Raw genomic sequence first — 17753 nt, forward strand, 5'->3', positions numbered from 1 at the left:
AAATTCAAAAGTCCCGATCCCTTTTAGGACCGGGACGATTTGGTTTCAGTTAAGCGGATTGGTAAAGAGGACGTTAACCGCGGAAAAGCGACAGGATCTGCTGCGAATTGCCGTTGGCGATCGACAGCGACTGAATGCCGAGCTGCTGCTGCGTCTGCAAAGCCTGGAGACGGGTGGACTCCTCGTTCATGTCCGCGTCGACCAGGGTACCGATACCCTTGTCGATCGTATCCATGAGGTTGGAGACGAATTCCGTCTGTAGGTCGATGCGCTTCTTCACCGCGCCGAGATCGGACGCGGCCGTCGTCATCAGTCCGATCGCATTGTCCACGCCCTTGATATAGGCCTCGAGAGTGGCGAGGTCCGCCGCGCTGTTGGTGAGAGCGGAAATGTCGAGCGAAGCCACGGTGAAGACGGTGGCGCCGGTGGCAACCGACTGGTCGGTGAGGCGGTCACCGGCCGAGAAGGCCGGCGGACCGACAATGTCGGCGGAGGTATACTTGGCATCGAGAATGCCGGTGCCGGCTGCCGCGGCGTCGGTGGCGGAGTCGAACAGCTTGATCGACGCCGTGTCCACCGAGATGGTGGAGATGGACACGGAGCCGTCCGCGGCGCGGGTGAAGGAAGCGACCATCGACTTCGTGGCATTGTAGGAAGCGGCGCTTGAATCCACGGAAAGCCAGTTTTCGCCGGAGAAGCTCGACGCGGCGGCGTTCGAGGTCAACTGCCCCTGCAGGGCAGTAATCTCGGTCTGGATCTTCGCGCGATCGACGCCCGGTTCGCGAGCGGCGACCAGTTTCGCCTTGATCTCGTCAACCACGTCGATCATGGCACTCATGCCGGTGTAGGCGGTGTCGACTTTTGCGGCGCCTAGACCGAGCGCGTCCTGCACGGTGGAGAGAGCCTTGTTGTCGGAGCGCATGGTGGTTGCGATCGACCAGTAGGCGGCATTGTCGCTCGCCTCGCCCACCCGGTAACCGGTGGAGATGCGAGCCTGGGTCATTTCGAGATTTTTGTTGGTAGCCTGGAGAGATTTGAGCGCCGTCATCGCCGACGCGTTGGTCAGAATACTCGACATAGGGATGTCCCTTACTAACAAAACACAACACTTACAGGGACATACCGGACTTTACCGGTAGGACGGCGCGGCATCATGCCATCGGCGGCGAAGAACATCCGCGCCGATCCATCCTGTTAAGGATGTTCTGACAGGAAAAATTTACCAAACCGATAATTTTCGGACGGATTCTGGCGAAGGGATTAACGAAACCTTGCCGTCGTCAGTTGAACGACCGCACCAGACTGCCGACCAGCAGATTCCATCCGTCGATCAGGACGAAGAACAGGATCTTGAAGGGCAGGGAGATCACCGTGGGCGGCAGCATCATCATGCCCATCGCCATCGTCACGGTCGCCACCACCAGATCGATCACGAGGAACGGCAGGACGATAAGGAAGCCGATCTCGAAACCGCGCCTGATCTCCGAGATCATGAAGGCGGGAACGAGGATCCGCAGGTCGACCTGCTCGCCGCTGACGACCGTCTGGCCGCGCTCGCGGGCGAGGTCGGCGAACAGGTTGAAGTCTTCCTGACGCACGTTGTTGAGCATGAAGGAGCGAAACGGATCGGAGATGCGCGCGAACGCTTCCTCTTCGCTGATCTGGTTGTTCACGAGCGGCCGGACGCCATTGTTCCAGGCCTGATCGAACGTCGGGGCCATGACGTAGAAGGTCATGAACAGGGCGAGGCTGATGAGGATCAGGTTCGCGGGCGTCGTCTGAAGGCCGATGCCGGCGCGCAGGATCGAGAAGGCGATGACGAAGCGCGTGAAGCTCGTCACCATGATGAGCAGGCCCGGCGCGATCGACAGGACCGTCAGCAGGGCAAAGAGCTGGATGATGGTGCCGACGGTCTCGCCCTGCAGGCCTTCGGTCAGCTGCCCGAGGTCGAGCTGTTGCGCCAGCGCTCCTCCGGTCAGGAGAAGCAGTGCGCCGCCGGCGAGCAGGAGCTTTCTCATTCGAACAGCAGGGTCCGGATCATGAGTTGGGTCGCCAGGCCTTCGCTGCGGATTTGCGCCCGCTCCTCGAGGTCGGTCTTGAGATGCTGGAATCCGCTGGCGCCCTGGACCTGCTGGAGCGAGACGGTGCGCATGTAGGCCAGCAGATCCTGGTGAATCGTGCGCACGAGGTCGGGCGGCGGCGGGGCCGAAAAGACGATCGAGATCTCCATGCGCACCCAGATGTCCGATGGCGCCGCGAGGTTGGTCGTGATCGGCTCCATGGGCACGAGGCGCGGGATGAGCTTGATCTCGCCATCCTCTCCGCCGCCCTCTTCGCCGTGCCCCGCTTCAGCGCCTTCGCCGGCCTCGCCCGGAAGCGGCTCCACGGCGATCTTGATGGGTTCCGGCTCGGCTGGCTCGCCGCCCCTCAGGTTGATTCCCGCGAACCACCCGCCGCCGACCGCGACGAGCGTCAGCACGACGAGGACCGCCACCTGGACCATCATCGATGGCCCCTTCTTCTGGCTGGCTGCATCGGTTGCGTCGAGCGACATGGGTGATCGGCTCAGAACGGAGAGATGATGTCGAGGATCTGCTGGCCGTAGGCAGGCTGCTGGACCTCGGTCAGACGGCCGCGGCCGCCGTAGGATATGCGGGCCTCGGCGATGCGTTCGTAGGGAATGGAGTTCTGCGCGCCGATGTCGGCTGGGCGCACGATGCCGGCGATCGTGAGTATGCGGAGCTCGGCGTTGACCCGGACCTCCTGCGAGCCGCGGATGATCAGGTTGCCGTTGGGCAGCACCTCGGTCACGACCGCGGCGACGGAGAGCCGGATGTTTTCCGATCGCGCGGTGGCGCCCGACCCGGTGGAATCGGACTTCGAGTTCAGGTCGAAATCGGCCGCTCCGCTGGACCCCACGCCGTCCCAGTCGTAGCCGCCGCCGATGCCGAAGGTCCGCTTCGAGGTGCGCGACCTGTCGGACTCGTTGTTGAGGGTCGCCTTGTCGTTGATCGATATGAAGACCGTCAGGATGTCGCCGACCGACAGGGCGCGGGCGTCCTTGAAGAGCTGGCTCTGCTCGTCGTCCCACAGCGAGAAGCGCTTGACCGGTGCCGCGGGCGGTTCCGGATACGCATAGGCCGTTGCCGACGCCGGCTCCAGTCCCGAACCCACGGCCGAAAGCGCGGGAGGCCTGCCGATGTCGCGCAGTTCTCCGGCGCATCCCCCGAGCGTCAGGCAGCCGATGCCGAGGATGACGATGCGGTTCATGACGGGTCCTCGGATTTGGCGACGTCGGCGATGATGCTGGTCAGCTGTGCCGCCGCCTTGCTGTCCATCTCGTTCAATATGATGCCGGCCTGGCGATGGTTGAGCTTGAGCAGGATGGCCGCCGCGAGGCTGGCGTCCAGCTTCTCCATGCGCTCGGCGGCCGCGTCGGGGCGCATGCGCGAATAGATGCCGACGACGCTGTCCTCGGCGGCATCGATCACTTCCTTGCGCCGCGAGAGCCACTTCTCGTATTCGGCACGTTTGGCCTCGAGCGCGGCGATCCGTTCGTCGATCTCGCCGCGGAGGTTCTCCAGTTCCTTGGTCTGGACCGCATAGCGCCGGTCGCGCGCCGCATCGACGATGTTGGCGCAGAACTCGCTCACCTCGTCGGTCATCTTGCCCGGAAGGTCCTGCGCGCCCGCCATGTTGCCGGTGACGGCGAGAACGGCCAAACCCGTGCCGAGCGCCAGGACGGTGATCGACGCGGCTCTGGCGCTTCGGGACTTCGGAAGTGAGGGGAGGACTGTCATGGAGGCGGCTCTATTGCAGGACGAGTTCGGCCTGGAGGGCGCCCGCTGACTTGATGCCCTGGAGGATCGCGATGATCCCGTCCGGCTTCACGCCGATGCGGTTCAGGCCGGCCACCAGCGTCTGCAGGTCGGGACCTTCGAGCATGGCGACCTGTCCGCCTGCCTGCCGTGCGTCGATGGTGGTCGATGGCTCCTCCGCCGTGACGCCATCCGAGAACGGCGCCGGCTGCACGATCTGCGGCTGCTCGGTGATCCTCACCGTCAGTTGGCCGTGGCTCACCGCGACCTGCGATATCTTCACGTCCTGGCCGATGACGATCGTCCCGGTGCGCTCGTCGACGACGACGCGCGCGGGCGTGTCGGTTTCGACCAGGAGGTTTTCGAGTTCGGCGACGAAGCGCGCGGCCGAGACTTCCTTGGGCCGGTTGATCAGGATCGTGCGCGAATCCTGCTCGCTCGCGGTACGGACGCCGAAGCGGCTCGACGTATAGGCATTGATCGTATCGGTGACGCGGATCGTGGTCGAGAAATCCGGGTTGCGCAGTTGCATGGTCAGGACGGTGTCGTCGTTAAAGCGCGCATCCACCTGCCGTTCCACGATCGCGCCACTCGGGATCCGGCCGGACGTAGGAACGCCCCTCGTCAGCGTCTCCGCCTGGCCCTGCACGCTGAAGCCGGAGACGAAGACCGGACCTTGCGCGACCGCATAGATCTCGCCGTCCGGCGCGCGCAGGGGAGTCATCACCAGCGTGCCGCCCTGGAGCGACGAGGCGTCGCCGAGCGAGGAGACGGAAACGTCGATGCGCGCGCCCGACTGGACGAAGGGCGGCAGGTTCGCGGTGACGATGACGGCGGCGACGTTCTTTGCCCGCGCCTGCCCGCCTTCCATGGCGATGCCGAGGTTCTGCAGCATGGCGCGGATGGACTGTTCGGTGAAGGGGGAGTTGCGCAGCCCGTCGCCGGTGCCCTGCAGGCCGATGACCAGGCCGTAGCCGATCAGCTGGTTGTCGCGCGCCGTCAAAAGCGTCGCGATGTCCTTGATGCGCGAGACCGGACCGAGACGGTCCGGCAGCGCGGATGGGCCGCCGGACGCGGCGATGCTGACCCGGTAGTTGCCGTCCTGGATCGTGCCGGGCTGCATGTCGGCGGCAAGCGCCGGCGCGGCGAGCAGGCCTACCAACGTGAGGATGGCCGGGATCCACCTTGCGATCATAATCCGCCGACCTTGATCGTTCCGTCGACCATGACGGTGCCGGTCAGCACCGCGCCGCTCTCGGAATTGCGGACCCGCACGACGTCGCCCGCCGCGCCCGGCTGCAAGGGCACGCCGACCGTCGATATCTGCAAGGCGCCTTCGACGTAGTTCACCCGCACCGGCGTTCCCGCCTCCACCAGATAGGCCTCGCGGACGGAGCTCAAGGGGATCAGCTTGCCCGGCAGAAGCGTGCGCTTTGCGACCATTCCGTCGATCTGGTCGACATACATGGCGATCGCGGAGGTGATGCGGCTCGACCGGCGAAGCGGCACCTCGATGAGCGCGGCGACCTCGATCGTCTCGCCCGGATAGATGACGCGATTGGGAATGACGGCCATCTCCTGCGCAGTCGCCAGGCCGGCGGACGTGCCGAGCACGAGCGCCGCGAGCGTTGCGCGGAAAAGGGCCAGGAAACGGTTCCCCATCGCCCTACCGTATGCTCTGCGAGACCACGGAGGCCATTTCGTCGGCCGCCTTGATCACCTTGGAGTTCATCTCGTAGGCGCGTTGCGCGGAAATCAGTTCGGTGATTTCCTTGACCGGATCGACGTTAGAGCTTTCCAGATAGCCCTGCTCTATGGCGGCGTAGCCCGGATCGCCCGGCACGCCGACCGTGGCGCCGCCCGAGGCCGTGGTCTCGCGGAACAGATTGTCGCCCATCGGCGCGAGGCCGGCCTCGTTGGCGAAGGTCGCGAGCGTGATCTGCCCGAGCTCCTGGAGGTCCGCCTGGCCGTCGATGCGGGCGAACACCTGGCCGGACTTGTTGACGATGACCTCGACGGTCTGCGCCGGGACCACGATCGCCGGGACGACGCGGAAACCGTCGACGGTGACGAGCTCGCCGTTGGCGTTCGTGTTGAAGGCGCCCGAGCGCGTATAGAGGGTCGAGCCGTCGGCCGCTTCGATCTGGAACCAGCCGGGCCCCGTCAGCGCGAGGTCGAACTTGTTGCCGGTGCTGGCGAGCGCACCCTGGATGTGCACGTTGCGGATCGCGGAGGTCTTGACGCCGAGGCCGACGTTGGCACCCTCGGGGATGATGCTCTGGTCGGCGCGGTTGGGCACGCCCTGCAGGCGTTCCGTCTGGTAGAGCAGGTCGGAGAACTCCGCGCGCGCCCGCTTGAAGCCGGTCGTGTTGATGTTGGCGATGTTGTTGGCGATTACTTCCAGGTTCAGTTGCTGGGCGTTCATGCCGGTCGCTGCGATGGCCAGGGCCTTCATCGTAAATGTCCTCAGATCGCCATGCGGCTGATTTCGAGATAGGCGGTCACGATCTTGTCGCGGATCGCGATGGCGGCCTGGAGGGACTGCTCGGCGTTCATGACCGCGTCGACGACCTCGCGGGCCTGGATTTCGCCGCCTTGAAGTGCCTGCAGGGAGACGGACTCGGCCTTTTCCAGGCTGCCCACGGTGCGGAGCGCAGCCTCGTTGAGAGCGGCCGCGAAGGACGTCGCCGTGCTGGCTGGCGAGACCGGCGGGGTCACGCCGCCCGTCGCGCTGCCGCCGAGCGGGTTCGTCTTCAGGCCTTCGAGGAGACCGATACCCGAAATCATGTGGACCTCATCAGGTCGATCGTCATCGAGATCAGTTCCCGCGCCTGCTTGATGACCTGGAGGTTGGCTTCGTAGGAGCGGTTCGCCTCGGACATGTCGGCCATCTCGACGAGCGCGTTCACGTTCGGCAACTTGACGAAGCCGTTCTCGTCCGCCGCCTGGTGGCCGGGCTCGTACTCGACCCGGAAGCCGGACATGTCGAGGTCGATCGATTGCACCTGCACGAACGAGCCGCCGCTCGCCGCGTCGACTGCCGAGGCGAAGGTTATCGTCTTGCGCTGATAGGGGTCCGAGCCGGGGGTGTTGCCGGTCGATTGCGCATTGGCGATGTTTTCCGAAGCGATCCGCAGCCGTTGCGACTGTGCGTTGAGACCGGAGGCCGCTACGTTGACCGAGAGGGAAAGGGGATCCATGGCCGTGTCTACCTGACCGTCATCATCATCATGCGATGGAAGGCTTTGACGATGGCCGTGTTCATCTCGAATCCCCGGCGCACCTCGCCCGCCTTCACCAGTTCTTGTTCGATCGTGACCGAGTTGCCGGAGACGGAAACCATCGCAGTCTCGTCGGTGCGGACGTCGAACTCACCGCCATTCGCACCGATGGCGATGTGCCCGGGCGATGTCGGCTGCATGCGCAACTTGCTGTTCTCGAGCACGCGTTCGAACGGCTGCACGTCGACCGCCTGGTAGCCGGGAGTATTCATGTTGGCGATGTTGCCGGCGACCGCGGACTGGCGGACCGAAAGCCAGCGCGCCTGCTGCGAGGCCAGGTCGAACAGGTTTACCGGTTGCATCGTCAATTCCCTCCTGAAGGGGAATCATAGGCAGCCAGTCTTGCGTGGAACTTGCGGGCGGTCCCGTCAGCCGCGGCGGGATGTCAGGGCGTCATCTCGACGACTGCATTGTCACTCGTCCTGAGCACCCACTTGGCCCCGTTGTACTCGATCGCGACGACGCGCGAGTTGTCGGGCAGCACCGAGCCGCGTTCCACGACGAAGAGGCCGTTGTCGCTCTGGATCATCGCTCGGCCGTTGGCGACGTGGACCAGCGTGAAGTTGGGCACGGTTGCCGGGAAGGCCTGCGTCGCTCCGTCCTGATCCGAAAGAGGCGGTGGCGACTTGATCGACCCGACCGTTCCGGTGGGAGCGAAATCGATCGGCAGGGACGCGATCTCTTCGCTCGTGAGCGGCTTCGGCGTCCATTGGACCCTTGGCGTGTAGAAGGGGCCGGTGAGGTCCGATCCGGCCGCGTCGTTGTCGAAGGCGGTCCGCCCGAGTCCGAATTTCTCCTGATTGTAGAAGACATACCAGGGAAAGGTTGCGCTGGCGGCGGTCAGGCCGATTCCGATCCCGATGAGGATCGCGTCCCCGAGCCCGTAGCTCCGCCTTCCGCTGCCCGAGAGCTTGACGTTGCGGCCAACGGCTTTCATGCCCGGCAGGGTGGGTTCGGGCGTTTTCGGACGCCTTCGGAACCAGCGCCCGAACCTAGCCATCGGCCTTCTCCTGTTTCTTCAGATGCTGGGCGAGATCGCCGAACGGTTCCGCCGAGGCGCCGTCCTGCGGCGACTGGACCAGTGCCTCGTAGATCAGCGGCACCTGCCGCACGGCATTGTCGAGGTCCTGGTCGGCGCCGGGCTGATAGCCGCCGAGAAGACGGATATCGCGGGTTTCCTCGTAGCGGGAGATCATCGCCCGCAGGCGCATCACCAGGGCCTTCTCGCCGTCGCTCCAGGCGCGGTTGGCGAGCCGCGACACCGAGGCGAGGGGATTGACCGCCGGGTAGCGCCCCTGCTCGGCGATGCTGCGGTCGAGGACGATGTGCCCGTCGAGAATGCCGCGCACGGAATCGGCCACCGGATCGTTGTGATCGTCGCCGTCCACCAGCACAGAGATGATCGCGGTGATGGAGCCGGCGCCTTGGGAACCGGGACCCGCGCGCTCCAGCAGCCTCGGCATGTCGGTGAACACCGAGGCGGGGTATCCGCGCGCCACCGGCGGCTCGCCGGCCCCGATCGCCACCTCGCGCAGGGCGTGCGCGTACCGGGTGACCGAATCGAGCACCAGAAGCACCCGGTCGCCTCGGTCGCGAAAATATTCGGCCACGCCCATCGCTGTGACCGCCGCGCGCTTGCGCATCATGGCGCTTTCGTCACTCGTCGCGATCACCGCGACGGTCTTCTTCATGCTCTCCTCGCCGATCGTGTCTTCGAGGAATTCGCGCACCTCGCGACCGCGCTCGCCGACCAGCGCCACCACGACGGTGTCGAACGCGTGCGCTGCGGCGAGCATGGCGAGAAGCGTCGATTTTCCGACGCCCGACCCGGCAAAGACGCCGAGGCGCTGCCCGAAGCACATGGGGGTGAAAATGTCGATGACGCGGACGCCGGTGCGGAACGGCGCGTCCACCCGCTGCCGGGACAGGGCTCCCGGCGTGGCGCCCGCATGGCCGGTCGGTGTCTCGCCGTCATGCAGCGGCGGTCCGGCATCGATCGCCCGGCCGAGCGCGTCCACGACGCGTCCCCGCCAGCTTGCGTCGGGAGACAGGCGGAAGGCGCCGCGGACATAGACGGGATCCGAAACGCCGGCGTCCGAGGTCTGCTGGAAGGGAGCGACGAGAACGTCCTTTTCGCAGATCTGGACGATCTCTCCGAGCTTGGCGCCGTGCCGGCTGCGGTGCTCGACGACGTCGCCCAGCCGTGCCACGGCCGACAGGCCGCGGACCCGGTAGTGGGTCGCCGTCACTTCGGTGATGCGGCCGCCCCGGCGGATGATCGTCTCGTCGTCCGAGGCTTTTCGGTACAGGCGCTCCAGAAGCCGGAGCGTCTCCATCCCGGCTCTGGCGGTCGAAGGGGGGCGAGCGGTCACGATGCTGGCGGCCGGTGTGGCAGGTGCATATTCTTCCTGGAGCACCTATCCGCTCCCTCAGGTGCCGATGGCCTTGACGGCCTCGCCGAGCGACTGGTCGCTCTGCCGGATGAGCGAGGCGGCGTTCTCGAAGGCACGCTGCACCATGATGAGGTTCGTCATCTCCAGCACCGGATTGACGTTTGACTCCTCGACGAAACCCTGTACGACGCCGACGTCGTCGCGGTCCACGATCGCTTCCGGAGGCGTCGACGGCACCAGGCCGGAATTGCCGTAGCGCACGAAATCGTCGCCGGGCTCGAACGCGAACACGCCGATGGCGCCGACCGGCTGGCCGTTCTGGCGCAACATGCCGTCGGCTCCGGCCTCGGGGGCCCCCGAAAGCGGATCGAGCTGGATAGCGGCGCCTCCCGCGTCGAGCACCGGATATCCTTCCAGCGATACGAGTTCGCCCGTCTCCAGCATGGTGAAGCGTCCGTCGCGCGTCATCACGGAGCCGGCCGGCGTGTCGATGGCGAACCAGGCTTCCCCGCGGATGGCGAAGTCGAGCGGATTGCCCGTCTGCTTCAACCCGCCCGATTTCGTCGAAAGGTACGTCGAGCCGGGAGAAACGAAGGAAACGGAATCCTTGCCCAGACCGGAGACGACGTCGTCGAACTTGATCTCCGTCGCTCGGAAGCCGACGGTGCCGGCATTCGCGACGTTGTCGGCGATGGTGCTTAGGCGCTTTTCGAGCGCCACCTGGGCCGAAATCGCAACATAGAGGCCTGATTGCATTTTCCCGGCCTCAGAACTTCAATTGCTGAATGGTCAGGAGCACGTCGGTGGAGATGCCGAACTCCGTGGGCTGGCCGAAGAGGACGCTGAGGTTCGACACGGAGGACGTGGTCGGATTTTCGATTTCCCACAGGCTGGTGAAGCGCGTCAGGAACTTGGAGAGCACCTCCGGGTCTTCCAGATCCTCGATGTCGAGCTTTTTCTCGAGGATTTCCACCTGCTTGTCGATGTCGAGCAGCGCGAAGGAATCCGGCAGCCCGAAGGAGGTGCGAACCACCTTCGCGAGGGCGGTGTCGGCCAGGACGCCGTACATGCTGGTGAGGTCCGGCGCCTTGCGCTCGAAGTAGAGCGCGAGCCGGACGCCTTCGTTCGTTTCCCCCGCGTCCTGCTCGAGCGTCTGGCGCAAATACTTGTCGACGGTGCCTTGCCGGGTCCTGTCGAACACCGTCGCGGTCTCGCCGTAGCGCGCGAAATCGAAGGTCTCGGCGAAGTCCTTGTAGCGCTGGTCGCTCAGCGTATTGGCGAAGCTCTCCGAATCCTCGACGCCTTCCTCGAGCAGCTTGACCATGAACGCCTTGGCATAGGCCATGTCCTCGAGACCGAACGCCTTCATCGCGTAATTGAACAGGCGCCGGTCTCCGACGAACTCGTCGATGGATTTCACGTTCTCGATGTTCTCCAGATAATACTCGGTCTCGCGCTGGACGAACGGCTGCGACTCGACCCTCTCGAGCGAAAGGTCGATGTCGCGCGTGATCGTCAGGTAGCTGGTGTAGGTGCTGACCAAGTCCGGACTCCGGAGAGATACGAAGCGCCATCCTATGGTTAATTCCTTGCGCGAACCTTTCCGGCGTCCGGATTTCCGCCGATCGCGCCGCGATCAAGCCTCACACAAGGCACGGCCGGTAATCCTGCTGCGGGCGCACTTACGGAGGGGCCGTCTTGGGTATTCTGATTGGGCTGGTGGTCACGCTGGGTTGCGTGCTCGGCGGGTTCATGGCCATGGGCGGCCATATAGAGGTTCTGGTCCAGCCCTGGGAGTTCGTCATCATCGTCGGCGCCGCGCTCGGCATCTTCCTGGTCGGCAATCCGATGCCGACGGTCAAGGACACCGGGAAAGCGCTCCTCGAAGCCTTCAAGAACTCGGTGCCGGCCGAGGCGGAATACCTCGAGACGCTCGGCGTCCTGCACAGCCTGATGCGGGAACTGAAGACGAAATCCCGCAGCGAGGTCGAGGGGCATATCGACAACCCCGAGGAATCCGCGATCTTCCAGAGCTATCCGATCGTCCTGAAGAACAAGGATCTGACGCACTTCATCTGCGACTATTGCCGCCTGATCATCATCGGAAATGCCCGCTCGCACGAGATCGAGGCGCTGATGGACGAGGAAATCCAGACCATCCGGCAGGACAAGATGAAATCTTACCATGCTCTGGTGTCGGTCGGCGACGGGCTGCCGGCGATCGGCATCGTGGCGGCGGTGCTCGGCGTCATCAAGGCGATGGGCGCGCTCAACGAATCGCCCGAAGTGCTCGGCCACCTGATCGGGGCGGCGCTGGTCGGAACCTTCCTCGGCATCTTCCTGTCCTACGGCCTGGTCGGTCCGATCGCGGCGAAGATCAAGTCCGTTCGCGAAAAGCGCAACCGTCTCTACATCATCGTCAAGCAGACGCTGCTTGCCTACATGAACGGTGCGCTGCCCCAGGTCGCGCTGGAATTCGGCCGCAAGACCATCTCCGCGCACGACCGCCCGACGATCGACGCTGTCGAGCAGCAGACGCTCAATGCCGGCCACGAAGCAAAGGCCGCGTAAGATGCATGGCAGCGTCGTCCATGCCGGAGGAAGGACCGCCCTCTCCATCATGGAGCGGCTGGTAGGCGCGACGGGAGAGCCGGAAAAGGTCACGAAATCCGGCCAGATCCTCGGCGATCAGCTCCTGAAGCCGATGCGCGTGGGCCTGGAGGATGCAGCCAACGAAGCGGTACCGTTCGAACTGGAGAAGGTCGAGGTCGACCGCATCATGGAGATCGTCTCGGCGTCGGGTCCGCATGACGCGGTCACGCTGGCGGCCTCCAAGGTCTCCCCCGACGCGCTCCTGATACGCATCGAGGAGCAGGCGGTCGCGATCATCGTCAACGTCCTGTTCGGCGCGGAGCCGGAGACCGGCGCCGGCCGGCTTGGGCGCGACCTGTCGCCGGTCGAGGTCGAGGTGGCCAATCTCGTCTGTCGTCTCCTGGCGGCCTCGTTCAACTCAATCAGCCCTCCGGCGCAGCAGTTGAAACTGCCTCTGCCGCCGGTCATTTCCGGAGAAGTCCTGCGTTCGACCGCGCTGCGCGACGGTCCGGCCGTCCGGATCGACTTCGTCGTCGGCACGGAGCCGGAGACGGGTCGGATATCGCTCTACATACCGCAGCGTGTCCTCTTGCGGCGCAGCAAGGACGAAACGGCGGAGCCCGAGACTACCGACGCCCAGTCGTCCGAATGGAAGGACCGGTTCAACGAAGAGGTGATGCGCTCCAGGGTGAAGCTTGAGGCGACGATGCCGGTCGGCAAGATGAGCCTCGGCGCCATCTCGGCACTGCGCGCCGGCCAGGTGATCGAACTCTCCCGCACCGCTCCGACCGAAACGTTGCTTTCGGCGAAGAACAAGCTTCTCTTCGTTTGCGAGTTTGGCCGGCTTGAACAAAATTACACGGTCCGAATCAAGGGTCCTGTCGATTCGGACAAGGACGCTGGCGGCGGACTCCCCTTGCCGTGATGAGTGAGGCAGAGAAGCACCGCATGGAGCAACTGCGATGAAACAGGGCAACGCCCAGGCTGACGTGGCCGCAGGCGACGAAGAGGAACTCGATCGCGCCATCGACGAGCTGCGAGGCGTGCTCAGGGAGGATGCGGCGCCCGCCGGCAATGCCGGCTTCGCCATGCCGGAAGACGACGACGCGAGCGGCTCGGCGTCCGCGATCATCATGAACATTCCGGTCGACGTGCAGATCGTGCTTGGAAGCACGGAGATGCAGGTGGCCGACCTTATGGCGCTGAGGAAGGGTGCCACCGTGGCGCTCGACCGGCGCATCGGGGAGCCGGTGGACGTGGTCGTGAACGGGCGCAGGATCGCGCGCGGCGAGATCACCGTCCTCGAAAGCGACCCCTCCCGGTTCGGCATCAAGCTCACCGAGATCATCACCTCGGCCAAGAAGTCCTGACGGCGCGATGGATTTTGATTTCTCCTCTCCTGACCCGGTACCCCGCGGATCGGCCGCCGCGCAGCTGACGAAGGCGCAGAAGGCTGCCGCGATACTCGTGGCGATGGGCAAGCCGGCCGCCGGTCGGCTGCTCAAGTTCTTCAAGCAGGACGAACTGAGGGCGTTGATCGAGGGCGCCCGCAAGCTGAAGACCATACCGCAGACCGAGCTGGAGAAGATCATCGCCGAGTTCGAGGACGAGTTCGCGGAAGGCGCCGGCCTGATGGATTCGGCCGACACGATGGACACCATCCTCAGCGAATCCCTCACGCCGGAAGAAGTCAGCGCGATCATGAACGACAGCGCCGGCGACAGTTCCGACCAGCCGCCGCCGGTCTGGCCCGCCATCGAGGGACTGGAGCCGGAGCGGGTCGGCGGCTTCCTCGGCGCGGAGCATCCGCAGACGGCGGCGCTCGTGCTGACGAACCTCACGCCGACCGCCGCCGCCAGGATCCTTCTGACGATGCCCAAGAACCTGCGCGGCGAGGTCGCCAAGCGCATGGTGACGATCGGCACCGTCAAGCCCGCGGCGCTGAAGATCGTCGAGAACCAGCTCCGGGCGCGGCTTCTCGGCGAAAACTCCGCCAAATCGCCCGCCGCCGGTCACGCGCGCGTCGCCACGGTGCTCAACGAGATGGACAAGACCCAGCTCGACGAGATCCTCGCCGACATGGAAAGCGCCGGCTTCTCGGACGTGAAGGCGATCAAGGCGCAGCTCTTCTCCTTCGAGGACCTGCCGCTTCTGGAGCAGAAGGCGCGGCTCACCCTGTTCGACGGAATGTCGACGGAACTCGTGACGCTCGCCTTGAGGAATTCGGACAACGTGCTGCGTGAAGCCGTCCTGGCGGCGCTCGGTGCCCGTTCGCGGCGCATGATCGAGGCGGAACTGGCCGCTGACCCCGGCAACCTTCAGCCGGCCGCGATCACCCGGGCGCGCCGCGAGATCGCGACCGCCGCGATCAGGCTCGGCAAGGAAGGACGCATCCAGCTTCCGTCCACGCAGCAGGCCGCCTGACCTCCGGCGGCCGCCAGGCGCCCATCCTCGCAATCCGGGCTGAGAAGCGGCGATGGCCGAAAACACCGACAAGGACAGCAAGACAGAAGAGGCGACGGAGAAGAAGCTCCGCGACGCCATGGAGAAGGGCAATCTGCCTTTCTCCCGGGAGGCGCCGATCTTTGCGTCCTTCCTCGCCTTCGTGACCTTCGCGCTGTTCTTCGCCTACGACGCGATCCTGCACCTGGCGACGTTCCTCGCGACGTTCCTGGAGCGCCCCAACGAGTGGCGGCTCGAAACCGAGCTTGACGCGATCTCGCTCTACCAGGTCGTCTTCTTCGAGATCGCGCGGGCCATCCTCGTCGTGATGTCGTTGCTGGTCGCCGCCGCGATCGGCGCATCCGTCTTCCAGAACATTCCCCGTTTCGTCGGCGACCGCATCATGCCGAAGCTGTCGCGGATCTCGCCGCTGGAGGGGTGGAAACGCATATTCGGCATCAAGGGCTTCGTCGAATTCGCCAAGTCTTTCGGCAAGGTCGTCTTCGCGACCGTGTTCCTGGTCTTCGTCATGAGCGACGTGCATGCGCGCCTGCTGGCCGGCATGGTCACCAATCCGGTCAGCTTCGGACTGGTGATCCGCGACATCGCGGTCGAACTGATCACCACCGTCGCCTTCGCCATGGCGCTGATCGCCGGCGCCGACCTCCTGTGGAGCCGCTTCCACTGGCTGCAGGAACTGCGCATGAGCAAGCAGGAGGTGAAGGACGAGCAGAAGCAGGCCGAAGGCGACCCGATCCTCAAGGCGCGGATGCGCTCCCTGGCGCGCGACCGGGCGCGGCAGCGCATGATGTCGGCCGTACCGCGCGCGACGCTGATCATCGCCAACCCGACGCACTACTCGATCGCGCTGCGCTACGTTCGCGAGGAGACCGCAGCCCCCATTGTGGTCGCCAAGGGCCAGGACCTCATTGCCCTGAAGATCCGCGAGATCGCCGAAGAGAACAACATTCCCGTTTTCGAGGACGTCACGCTCGCCCGCTCCATGTTCAAACAAGTTTCGGTCGATAACATGATCCCACCGCAGTTCTACCATGCGGTCGCGGAACTCATCCGGATCATCCAGAGCGGCCGAAAAGGCCCGAAGCCAGGCAATTTGAGCACATGAATCGGCAGCCGCATTCTTCCGCACGCGAGATCATCGTTGCCAAGGCGATCCAGGAGGTCGTTTCCGAACTCCGGATGATCGACGTGGCCGATTATGTCGCGTTCATCCGGCTGGAGCAGCATGCGAACCTGGCCGACATCGTCGATTCGGCGTCCGAGCTCTTTTTCATGCCGGGGACGGTGCTGTTCGGCAATGGCGGCGACGTCAATCTCGGCTGGAGCGGCGAGCCGGTGATCACGCTCGACCTCCAGTTGAAGCCGATCGGAGCGACCGTCTATTTCGCGCTGCGCCTGACGGCGCTCAAGGCGAGCGTCGAGGTGAGCTACGTTTCCTTCGACGATCCCTCGCCGGATCCGGCGGTGAACACGCGATTTCTGGCGACGTCGCTGGAGAACTCCCGCATCCGCAAGACCGAGCCGCTGGGGTTCTGAAACGGAAGCCCGTCCGTTTCGTCCCTAGATCAATCGATCAGACCGAGGCGCAGCGCCTTCGCCACCGCGTGCATGCGGTTGACGGCGTTGAGCTTCTGGGATGTCGCGGAAAGGTACTGGTTGGCGGTGTGCACCGACAGTCCGAGCCGCCGCGCGATCTCCTCGCTCGTCTTCCCCTCGGCGGTCAGGCGCAGGCACTGGATCTCGCGCGCCGACATGGCGGGCACTTCGCCCGTCTGCGCCAGCAGCATGCGGGCCACCGTACCGAACAGCGTCAGCGCCCTGATGTGAAGATCGCACAGCACGGCGTCGTCGACGGCGATCTCGGCGCCGGCGAGCACGACGAAACCCTGAGAACCGCCATCGGCGAAGACCGGCAGGGCAAGCCCCGGCAGTCCCGGCGTGAGGGGTTGCGTCTCGCTGCCGATCGCCAGCAGCGGAAAGGCCGGGCAACGTCCAGTGGCGGTCTCGCAGCGCCACCAGAACGGCGTCATCGACCGGCCGGCGCCGCCGAGCCATTTCGATCCGCGCTCGCCGCAGATGATCTGCGACAGTTCGGACGATCGCGGGAATTTACGGTCGAAGCAGAGGGCCATTCCCGGCCGCGCGGTGGTGCGCGAAAGCAGGAAGACCGCGTAGTACGATGCACCCGCGTCGACCGCCATGCGGCGCACCTGGCGCACCGCATCGAGCAGGAAGCCGACGTTCTCGTGCGTGGCGTCGAGACCCTTCGCGGCGAATTCCGACCAATCCGCGATCGCCTGTCTTTCGGAAGCGGTCTGCATGACTGTCAGATTGCCCCGGTCCTGATCGCGGTGGCGATCGCCATGGCGCGATTGCTCGCGCCGAATTTCTGGATGGCGTTCGCCAGATAGCTGTTCACGGTGTTCGATGTCACGCCGAGGATGACGGCGACTTCGCCCGTCGTCTTGCCTTCGGAGACCCAGTAGAGGCATTCCCGCTCTCTCTCGGAGAGCGCTTCGGCGGCGGCTTCGCCGAGAAGGTCGGGCGGAAGCCGTCCCAGGAGATAGCAGCAGGCGAGACGGGCGGCGGGAAGCATCCCGATCCGGATCGCGCCCACCTCGCCAGACGACAGGAGGACATGGCAGCGCCGCGTCCCTCCGTGCAGCGCCAGCGCATAGAGTTCGGCGTGACCGTGTCGCTTCACCAGTGCGCGGACCTGGCGCGGATCCACCCTGTGTCCGTTGTCGCGGAGATCCTTCCGGGCCGGCGCGGGCGCCCGCGCGTCCAGCGCGGCGCTTTCGAGGTCGGCCAGGCGGGCCAGCGCAGTCTCGCCAACGAGATGGACGGTGTCGTAGATCCAGTTGCTTGCCACGACCCAGGGCTGGCTGCCGCCGTGTTGATGGCGCTCGGCGAGCAGGAGGTAGTGGGAGGCGCCCGCTTCGGTGGCGATGCCTTCAAGGCACAGGGAAAGCTGTTCGCGGCTCTCAACCTTCGCGATCGCGGCGAGTGTCTGCCGGGACAGCGTCGGCCGCGCGACGGTCATTGCCGCTCCATCCCTTTCGCATGCCTCCGGGGAGGAGACAGGCTGAATCCCCCTTCGGCGGCGCGCCTCGTCGGCGCGCCCGTGATTCGACACGAATCAGTGAACATGCCCAAGGATTTTCATGATGGGCGACTCTGGTCAAGGCATTGCTGCGCGTGTGCGA

The 17753-nt window shown here is 65.1% G+C and carries 23 protein-coding genes; 6 read left to right on the top strand and 17 right to left on the bottom strand.

Translation table 11 applies throughout. The features are described 5' to 3' along the window. Positions 1-73 precede the first annotated feature (73 nt). The 15 genes from ABGN05_RS00760 to ABGN05_RS00830 all read right to left on the bottom strand — a co-directional run bounded on the left by ABGN05_RS00760 (position 74) and on the right by ABGN05_RS00830 (position 11035). Positions 74-1078 (bottom strand): flagellin N-terminal helical domain-containing protein, encoded by a 1005-nt coding sequence (locus ABGN05_RS00760; protein WP_367952085.1) that lies wholly within the window; start codon positions 1076-1078, stop codon positions 74-76. 202 nt (positions 1079-1280) lie between these two features. Further along, a complete protein-coding gene (gene fliP / locus ABGN05_RS00765; protein WP_367952086.1) occupies positions 1281-2018 on the bottom strand; it encodes a flagellar type III secretion system pore protein FliP in 738 nt (245 codons plus the stop codon). Further along, complete coding sequence (locus tag ABGN05_RS00770; protein ID WP_367952087.1) at positions 2015-2554, bottom strand: flagellar basal body-associated FliL family protein; 540 nt, start codon at positions 2552-2554, stop codon at positions 2015-2017. The genes fliP and ABGN05_RS00770 overlap by 4 nt, the downstream gene beginning before the upstream one ends. Positions 2555-2565: 11 nt before the next feature. Further along, positions 2566-3270, bottom strand: coding sequence for a flagellar basal body L-ring protein FlgH (flgH, locus tag ABGN05_RS00775; RefSeq protein WP_367952088.1), 705 nt, complete (start codon positions 3268-3270; stop codon positions 2566-2568). After that, positions 3267-3800, bottom strand: coding sequence for a MotE family protein (locus ABGN05_RS00780; RefSeq protein ID WP_367952089.1), 534 nt, complete (start codon positions 3798-3800; stop codon positions 3267-3269). The genes flgH and ABGN05_RS00780 overlap by 4 nt, the downstream gene beginning before the upstream one ends. Positions 3801-3810: 10 nt before the next feature. Continuing rightward, entirely contained in the window at positions 3811-4941 is a 1131-nt protein-coding gene (locus ABGN05_RS00785; protein WP_367953110.1) for a flagellar basal body P-ring protein FlgI, read from the bottom strand. A 68-nt stretch (positions 4942-5009) separates the two neighbouring features. Then, positions 5010-5480 carry a flagellar basal body P-ring formation chaperone FlgA gene (gene flgA / locus ABGN05_RS00790; RefSeq protein ID WP_367952090.1) on the bottom strand — a complete coding sequence of 157 codons (471 nt, stop codon included), beginning with the start codon at positions 5478-5480 and terminating at the stop codon, positions 5010-5012. A gap of 4 nt (positions 5481-5484) precedes the next feature. Then, complete coding sequence (flgG, locus tag ABGN05_RS00795) at positions 5485-6273, bottom strand: flagellar basal-body rod protein FlgG (RefSeq protein WP_367952091.1); 789 nt, start codon at positions 6271-6273, stop codon at positions 5485-5487. Between the two features lie 11 nt (positions 6274-6284). After that, a complete protein-coding gene (fliE, locus tag ABGN05_RS00800) occupies positions 6285-6605 on the bottom strand; it encodes a flagellar hook-basal body complex protein FliE (RefSeq protein ID WP_367952092.1) in 321 nt (106 codons plus the stop codon). After that, a complete protein-coding gene (gene flgC / locus ABGN05_RS00805; RefSeq protein WP_367952093.1) occupies positions 6602-7018 on the bottom strand; it encodes a flagellar basal body rod protein FlgC in 417 nt (138 codons plus the stop codon). Before flgC ends, fliE begins: the two co-directional genes overlap by 4 nt. An 8-nt stretch (positions 7019-7026) precedes the next feature. Continuing rightward, complete coding sequence (flgB, locus tag ABGN05_RS00810) at positions 7027-7401, bottom strand: flagellar basal body rod protein FlgB (RefSeq protein ID WP_367952094.1); 375 nt, start codon at positions 7399-7401, stop codon at positions 7027-7029. 83 nt (positions 7402-7484) lie between these two features. Next, the gene (locus ABGN05_RS00815; protein ID WP_367952095.1) at positions 7485-8099 is read right to left on the bottom strand and encodes a hypothetical protein; all 615 of its coding nucleotides are present in this window, start codon (positions 8097-8099) and stop codon (positions 7485-7487) included. Further along, on the bottom strand, positions 8092-9435 hold the full coding sequence (gene fliI, locus ABGN05_RS00820) for a flagellar protein export ATPase FliI (protein ID WP_367953111.1): 1344 nt from the start codon (positions 9433-9435) through the stop codon (positions 8092-8094). The genes ABGN05_RS00815 and fliI overlap by 8 nt, the downstream gene beginning before the upstream one ends. 93 nt (positions 9436-9528) lie before the next feature. Further along, positions 9529-10248: a flagellar basal-body rod protein FlgF gene (gene flgF / locus ABGN05_RS00825; RefSeq protein ID WP_367952096.1), complete on the bottom strand. Its 720-nt coding sequence runs from the start codon at positions 10246-10248 to the stop codon at positions 9529-9531. Positions 10249-10258: 10 nt separating this feature from the next. Further along, positions 10259-11035, bottom strand: coding sequence for a DUF1217 domain-containing protein (locus ABGN05_RS00830; protein ID WP_367952097.1), 777 nt, complete (start codon positions 11033-11035; stop codon positions 10259-10261). Between the two features lie 155 nt (positions 11036-11190). On the opposite strand from ABGN05_RS00830, the gene motA reads away from it, so the two are divergent. The 6 genes from motA to ABGN05_RS00860 are packed head-to-tail and all read left to right on the top strand — an operon-like array spanning position 11191 to position 16083. Beyond that, positions 11191-12063 (top strand): flagellar motor stator protein MotA, encoded by an 873-nt coding sequence (gene motA, locus ABGN05_RS00835; RefSeq protein ID WP_367952098.1) that lies wholly within the window; start codon positions 11191-11193, stop codon positions 12061-12063. Position 12064: 1 nt separating this feature from the next. Beyond that, a complete protein-coding gene (locus tag ABGN05_RS00840; protein WP_367952099.1) occupies positions 12065-13009 on the top strand; it encodes a FliM/FliN family flagellar motor switch protein in 945 nt (314 codons plus the stop codon). A gap of 37 nt (positions 13010-13046) precedes the next feature. Further along, positions 13047-13454, top strand: a complete 408-nt coding sequence (gene fliN / locus ABGN05_RS00845; RefSeq protein WP_367952100.1) for a flagellar motor switch protein FliN — start codon at positions 13047-13049, stop codon at positions 13452-13454. A gap of 7 nt (positions 13455-13461) precedes the next feature. Beyond that, positions 13462-14508 carry a flagellar motor switch protein FliG gene (locus ABGN05_RS00850; protein ID WP_367952101.1) on the top strand — a complete coding sequence of 349 codons (1047 nt, stop codon included), beginning with the start codon at positions 13462-13464 and terminating at the stop codon, positions 14506-14508. A 52-nt stretch (positions 14509-14560) separates the two neighbouring features. Then, entirely contained in the window at positions 14561-15652 is a 1092-nt protein-coding gene (flhB, locus tag ABGN05_RS00855; RefSeq protein WP_367952102.1) for a flagellar biosynthesis protein FlhB, read from the top strand. Further along, a complete protein-coding gene (locus ABGN05_RS00860) occupies positions 15649-16083 on the top strand; it encodes a BspJ family T4SS effector nucleomodulin (RefSeq protein WP_367952103.1) in 435 nt (144 codons plus the stop codon). Before flhB ends, ABGN05_RS00860 begins: the two co-directional genes overlap by 4 nt. 29 nt (positions 16084-16112) lie before the next feature. Here the strand turns inward: ABGN05_RS00860 and ABGN05_RS00865 are convergent, their stop codons facing one another. Both ABGN05_RS00865 and ABGN05_RS00870 read right to left on the bottom strand, forming a co-directional pair. Next, complete coding sequence (locus ABGN05_RS00865) at positions 16113-16868, bottom strand: response regulator transcription factor (RefSeq protein ID WP_367952104.1); 756 nt, start codon at positions 16866-16868, stop codon at positions 16113-16115. A 5-nt stretch (positions 16869-16873) separates the two neighbouring features. After that, positions 16874-17590 (bottom strand): helix-turn-helix transcriptional regulator, encoded by a 717-nt coding sequence (locus ABGN05_RS00870; protein WP_367952105.1) that lies wholly within the window; start codon positions 17588-17590, stop codon positions 16874-16876. Positions 17591-17753 lie beyond the last annotated feature (163 nt).

The organism is Aquibium pacificum (assembly GCF_040839445.1).
Classification (GTDB): Bacteria; Pseudomonadota; Alphaproteobacteria; order Rhizobiales; family Rhizobiaceae; genus Aquibium; species Aquibium pacificus.

Coding starts and splice junctions, on each gene's coding strand:
- ABGN05_RS00760 (WP_367952085.1), bottom strand. CDS start 1,078: ATGTCGAGTATTCTGACCAACGCGTCGGCGATGACGGCGCTCAAATCT.
- fliP (WP_367952086.1), bottom strand. CDS start 2,018: ATGAGAAAGCTCCTGCTCGCCGGCGGCGCACTGCTTCTCCTGACCGGA.
- ABGN05_RS00770 (WP_367952087.1), bottom strand. CDS start 2,554: ATGTCGCTCGACGCAACCGATGCAGCCAGCCAGAAGAAGGGGCCATCG.
- flgH (WP_367952088.1), bottom strand. CDS start 3,270: ATGAACCGCATCGTCATCCTCGGCATCGGCTGCCTGACGCTCGGGGGA.
- ABGN05_RS00780 (WP_367952089.1), bottom strand. CDS start 3,800: ATGACAGTCCTCCCCTCACTTCCGAAGTCCCGAAGCGCCAGAGCCGCG.
- ABGN05_RS00785 (WP_367953110.1), bottom strand. CDS start 4,941: ATGCAGCCCGGCACGATCCAGGACGGCAACTACCGGGTCAGCATCGCC.
- flgA (WP_367952090.1), bottom strand. CDS start 5,480: ATGGGGAACCGTTTCCTGGCCCTTTTCCGCGCAACGCTCGCGGCGCTC.
- flgG (WP_367952091.1), bottom strand. CDS start 6,273: ATGAAGGCCCTGGCCATCGCAGCGACCGGCATGAACGCCCAGCAACTG.
- fliE (WP_367952092.1), bottom strand. CDS start 6,605: ATGATTTCGGGTATCGGTCTCCTCGAAGGCCTGAAGACGAACCCGCTC.
- flgC (WP_367952093.1), bottom strand. CDS start 7,018: ATGGATCCCCTTTCCCTCTCGGTCAACGTAGCGGCCTCCGGTCTCAAC.
- flgB (WP_367952094.1), bottom strand. CDS start 7,401: ATGCAACCGGTAAACCTGTTCGACCTGGCCTCGCAGCAGGCGCGCTGG.
- ABGN05_RS00815 (WP_367952095.1), bottom strand. CDS start 8,099: ATGGCTAGGTTCGGGCGCTGGTTCCGAAGGCGTCCGAAAACGCCCGAA.
- fliI (WP_367953111.1), bottom strand. CDS start 9,435: ATGGAGACGCTCCGGCTTCTGGAGCGCCTGTACCGAAAAGCCTCGGAC.
- flgF (WP_367952096.1), bottom strand. CDS start 10,248: ATGCAATCAGGCCTCTATGTTGCGATTTCGGCCCAGGTGGCGCTCGAA.
- ABGN05_RS00840 (WP_367952099.1), top strand. CDS start 12,065: ATGCATGGCAGCGTCGTCCATGCCGGAGGAAGGACCGCCCTCTCCATC.
- fliN (WP_367952100.1), top strand. CDS start 13,047: ATGAAACAGGGCAACGCCCAGGCTGACGTGGCCGCAGGCGACGAAGAG.
- ABGN05_RS00850 (WP_367952101.1), top strand. CDS start 13,462: ATGGATTTTGATTTCTCCTCTCCTGACCCGGTACCCCGCGGATCGGCC.
- flhB (WP_367952102.1), top strand. CDS start 14,561: ATGGCCGAAAACACCGACAAGGACAGCAAGACAGAAGAGGCGACGGAG.
- ABGN05_RS00860 (WP_367952103.1), top strand. CDS start 15,649: ATGAATCGGCAGCCGCATTCTTCCGCACGCGAGATCATCGTTGCCAAG.
- ABGN05_RS00865 (WP_367952104.1), bottom strand. CDS start 16,868: ATGCAGACCGCTTCCGAAAGACAGGCGATCGCGGATTGGTCGGAATTC.
- ABGN05_RS00870 (WP_367952105.1), bottom strand. CDS start 17,590: ATGACCGTCGCGCGGCCGACGCTGTCCCGGCAGACACTCGCCGCGATC.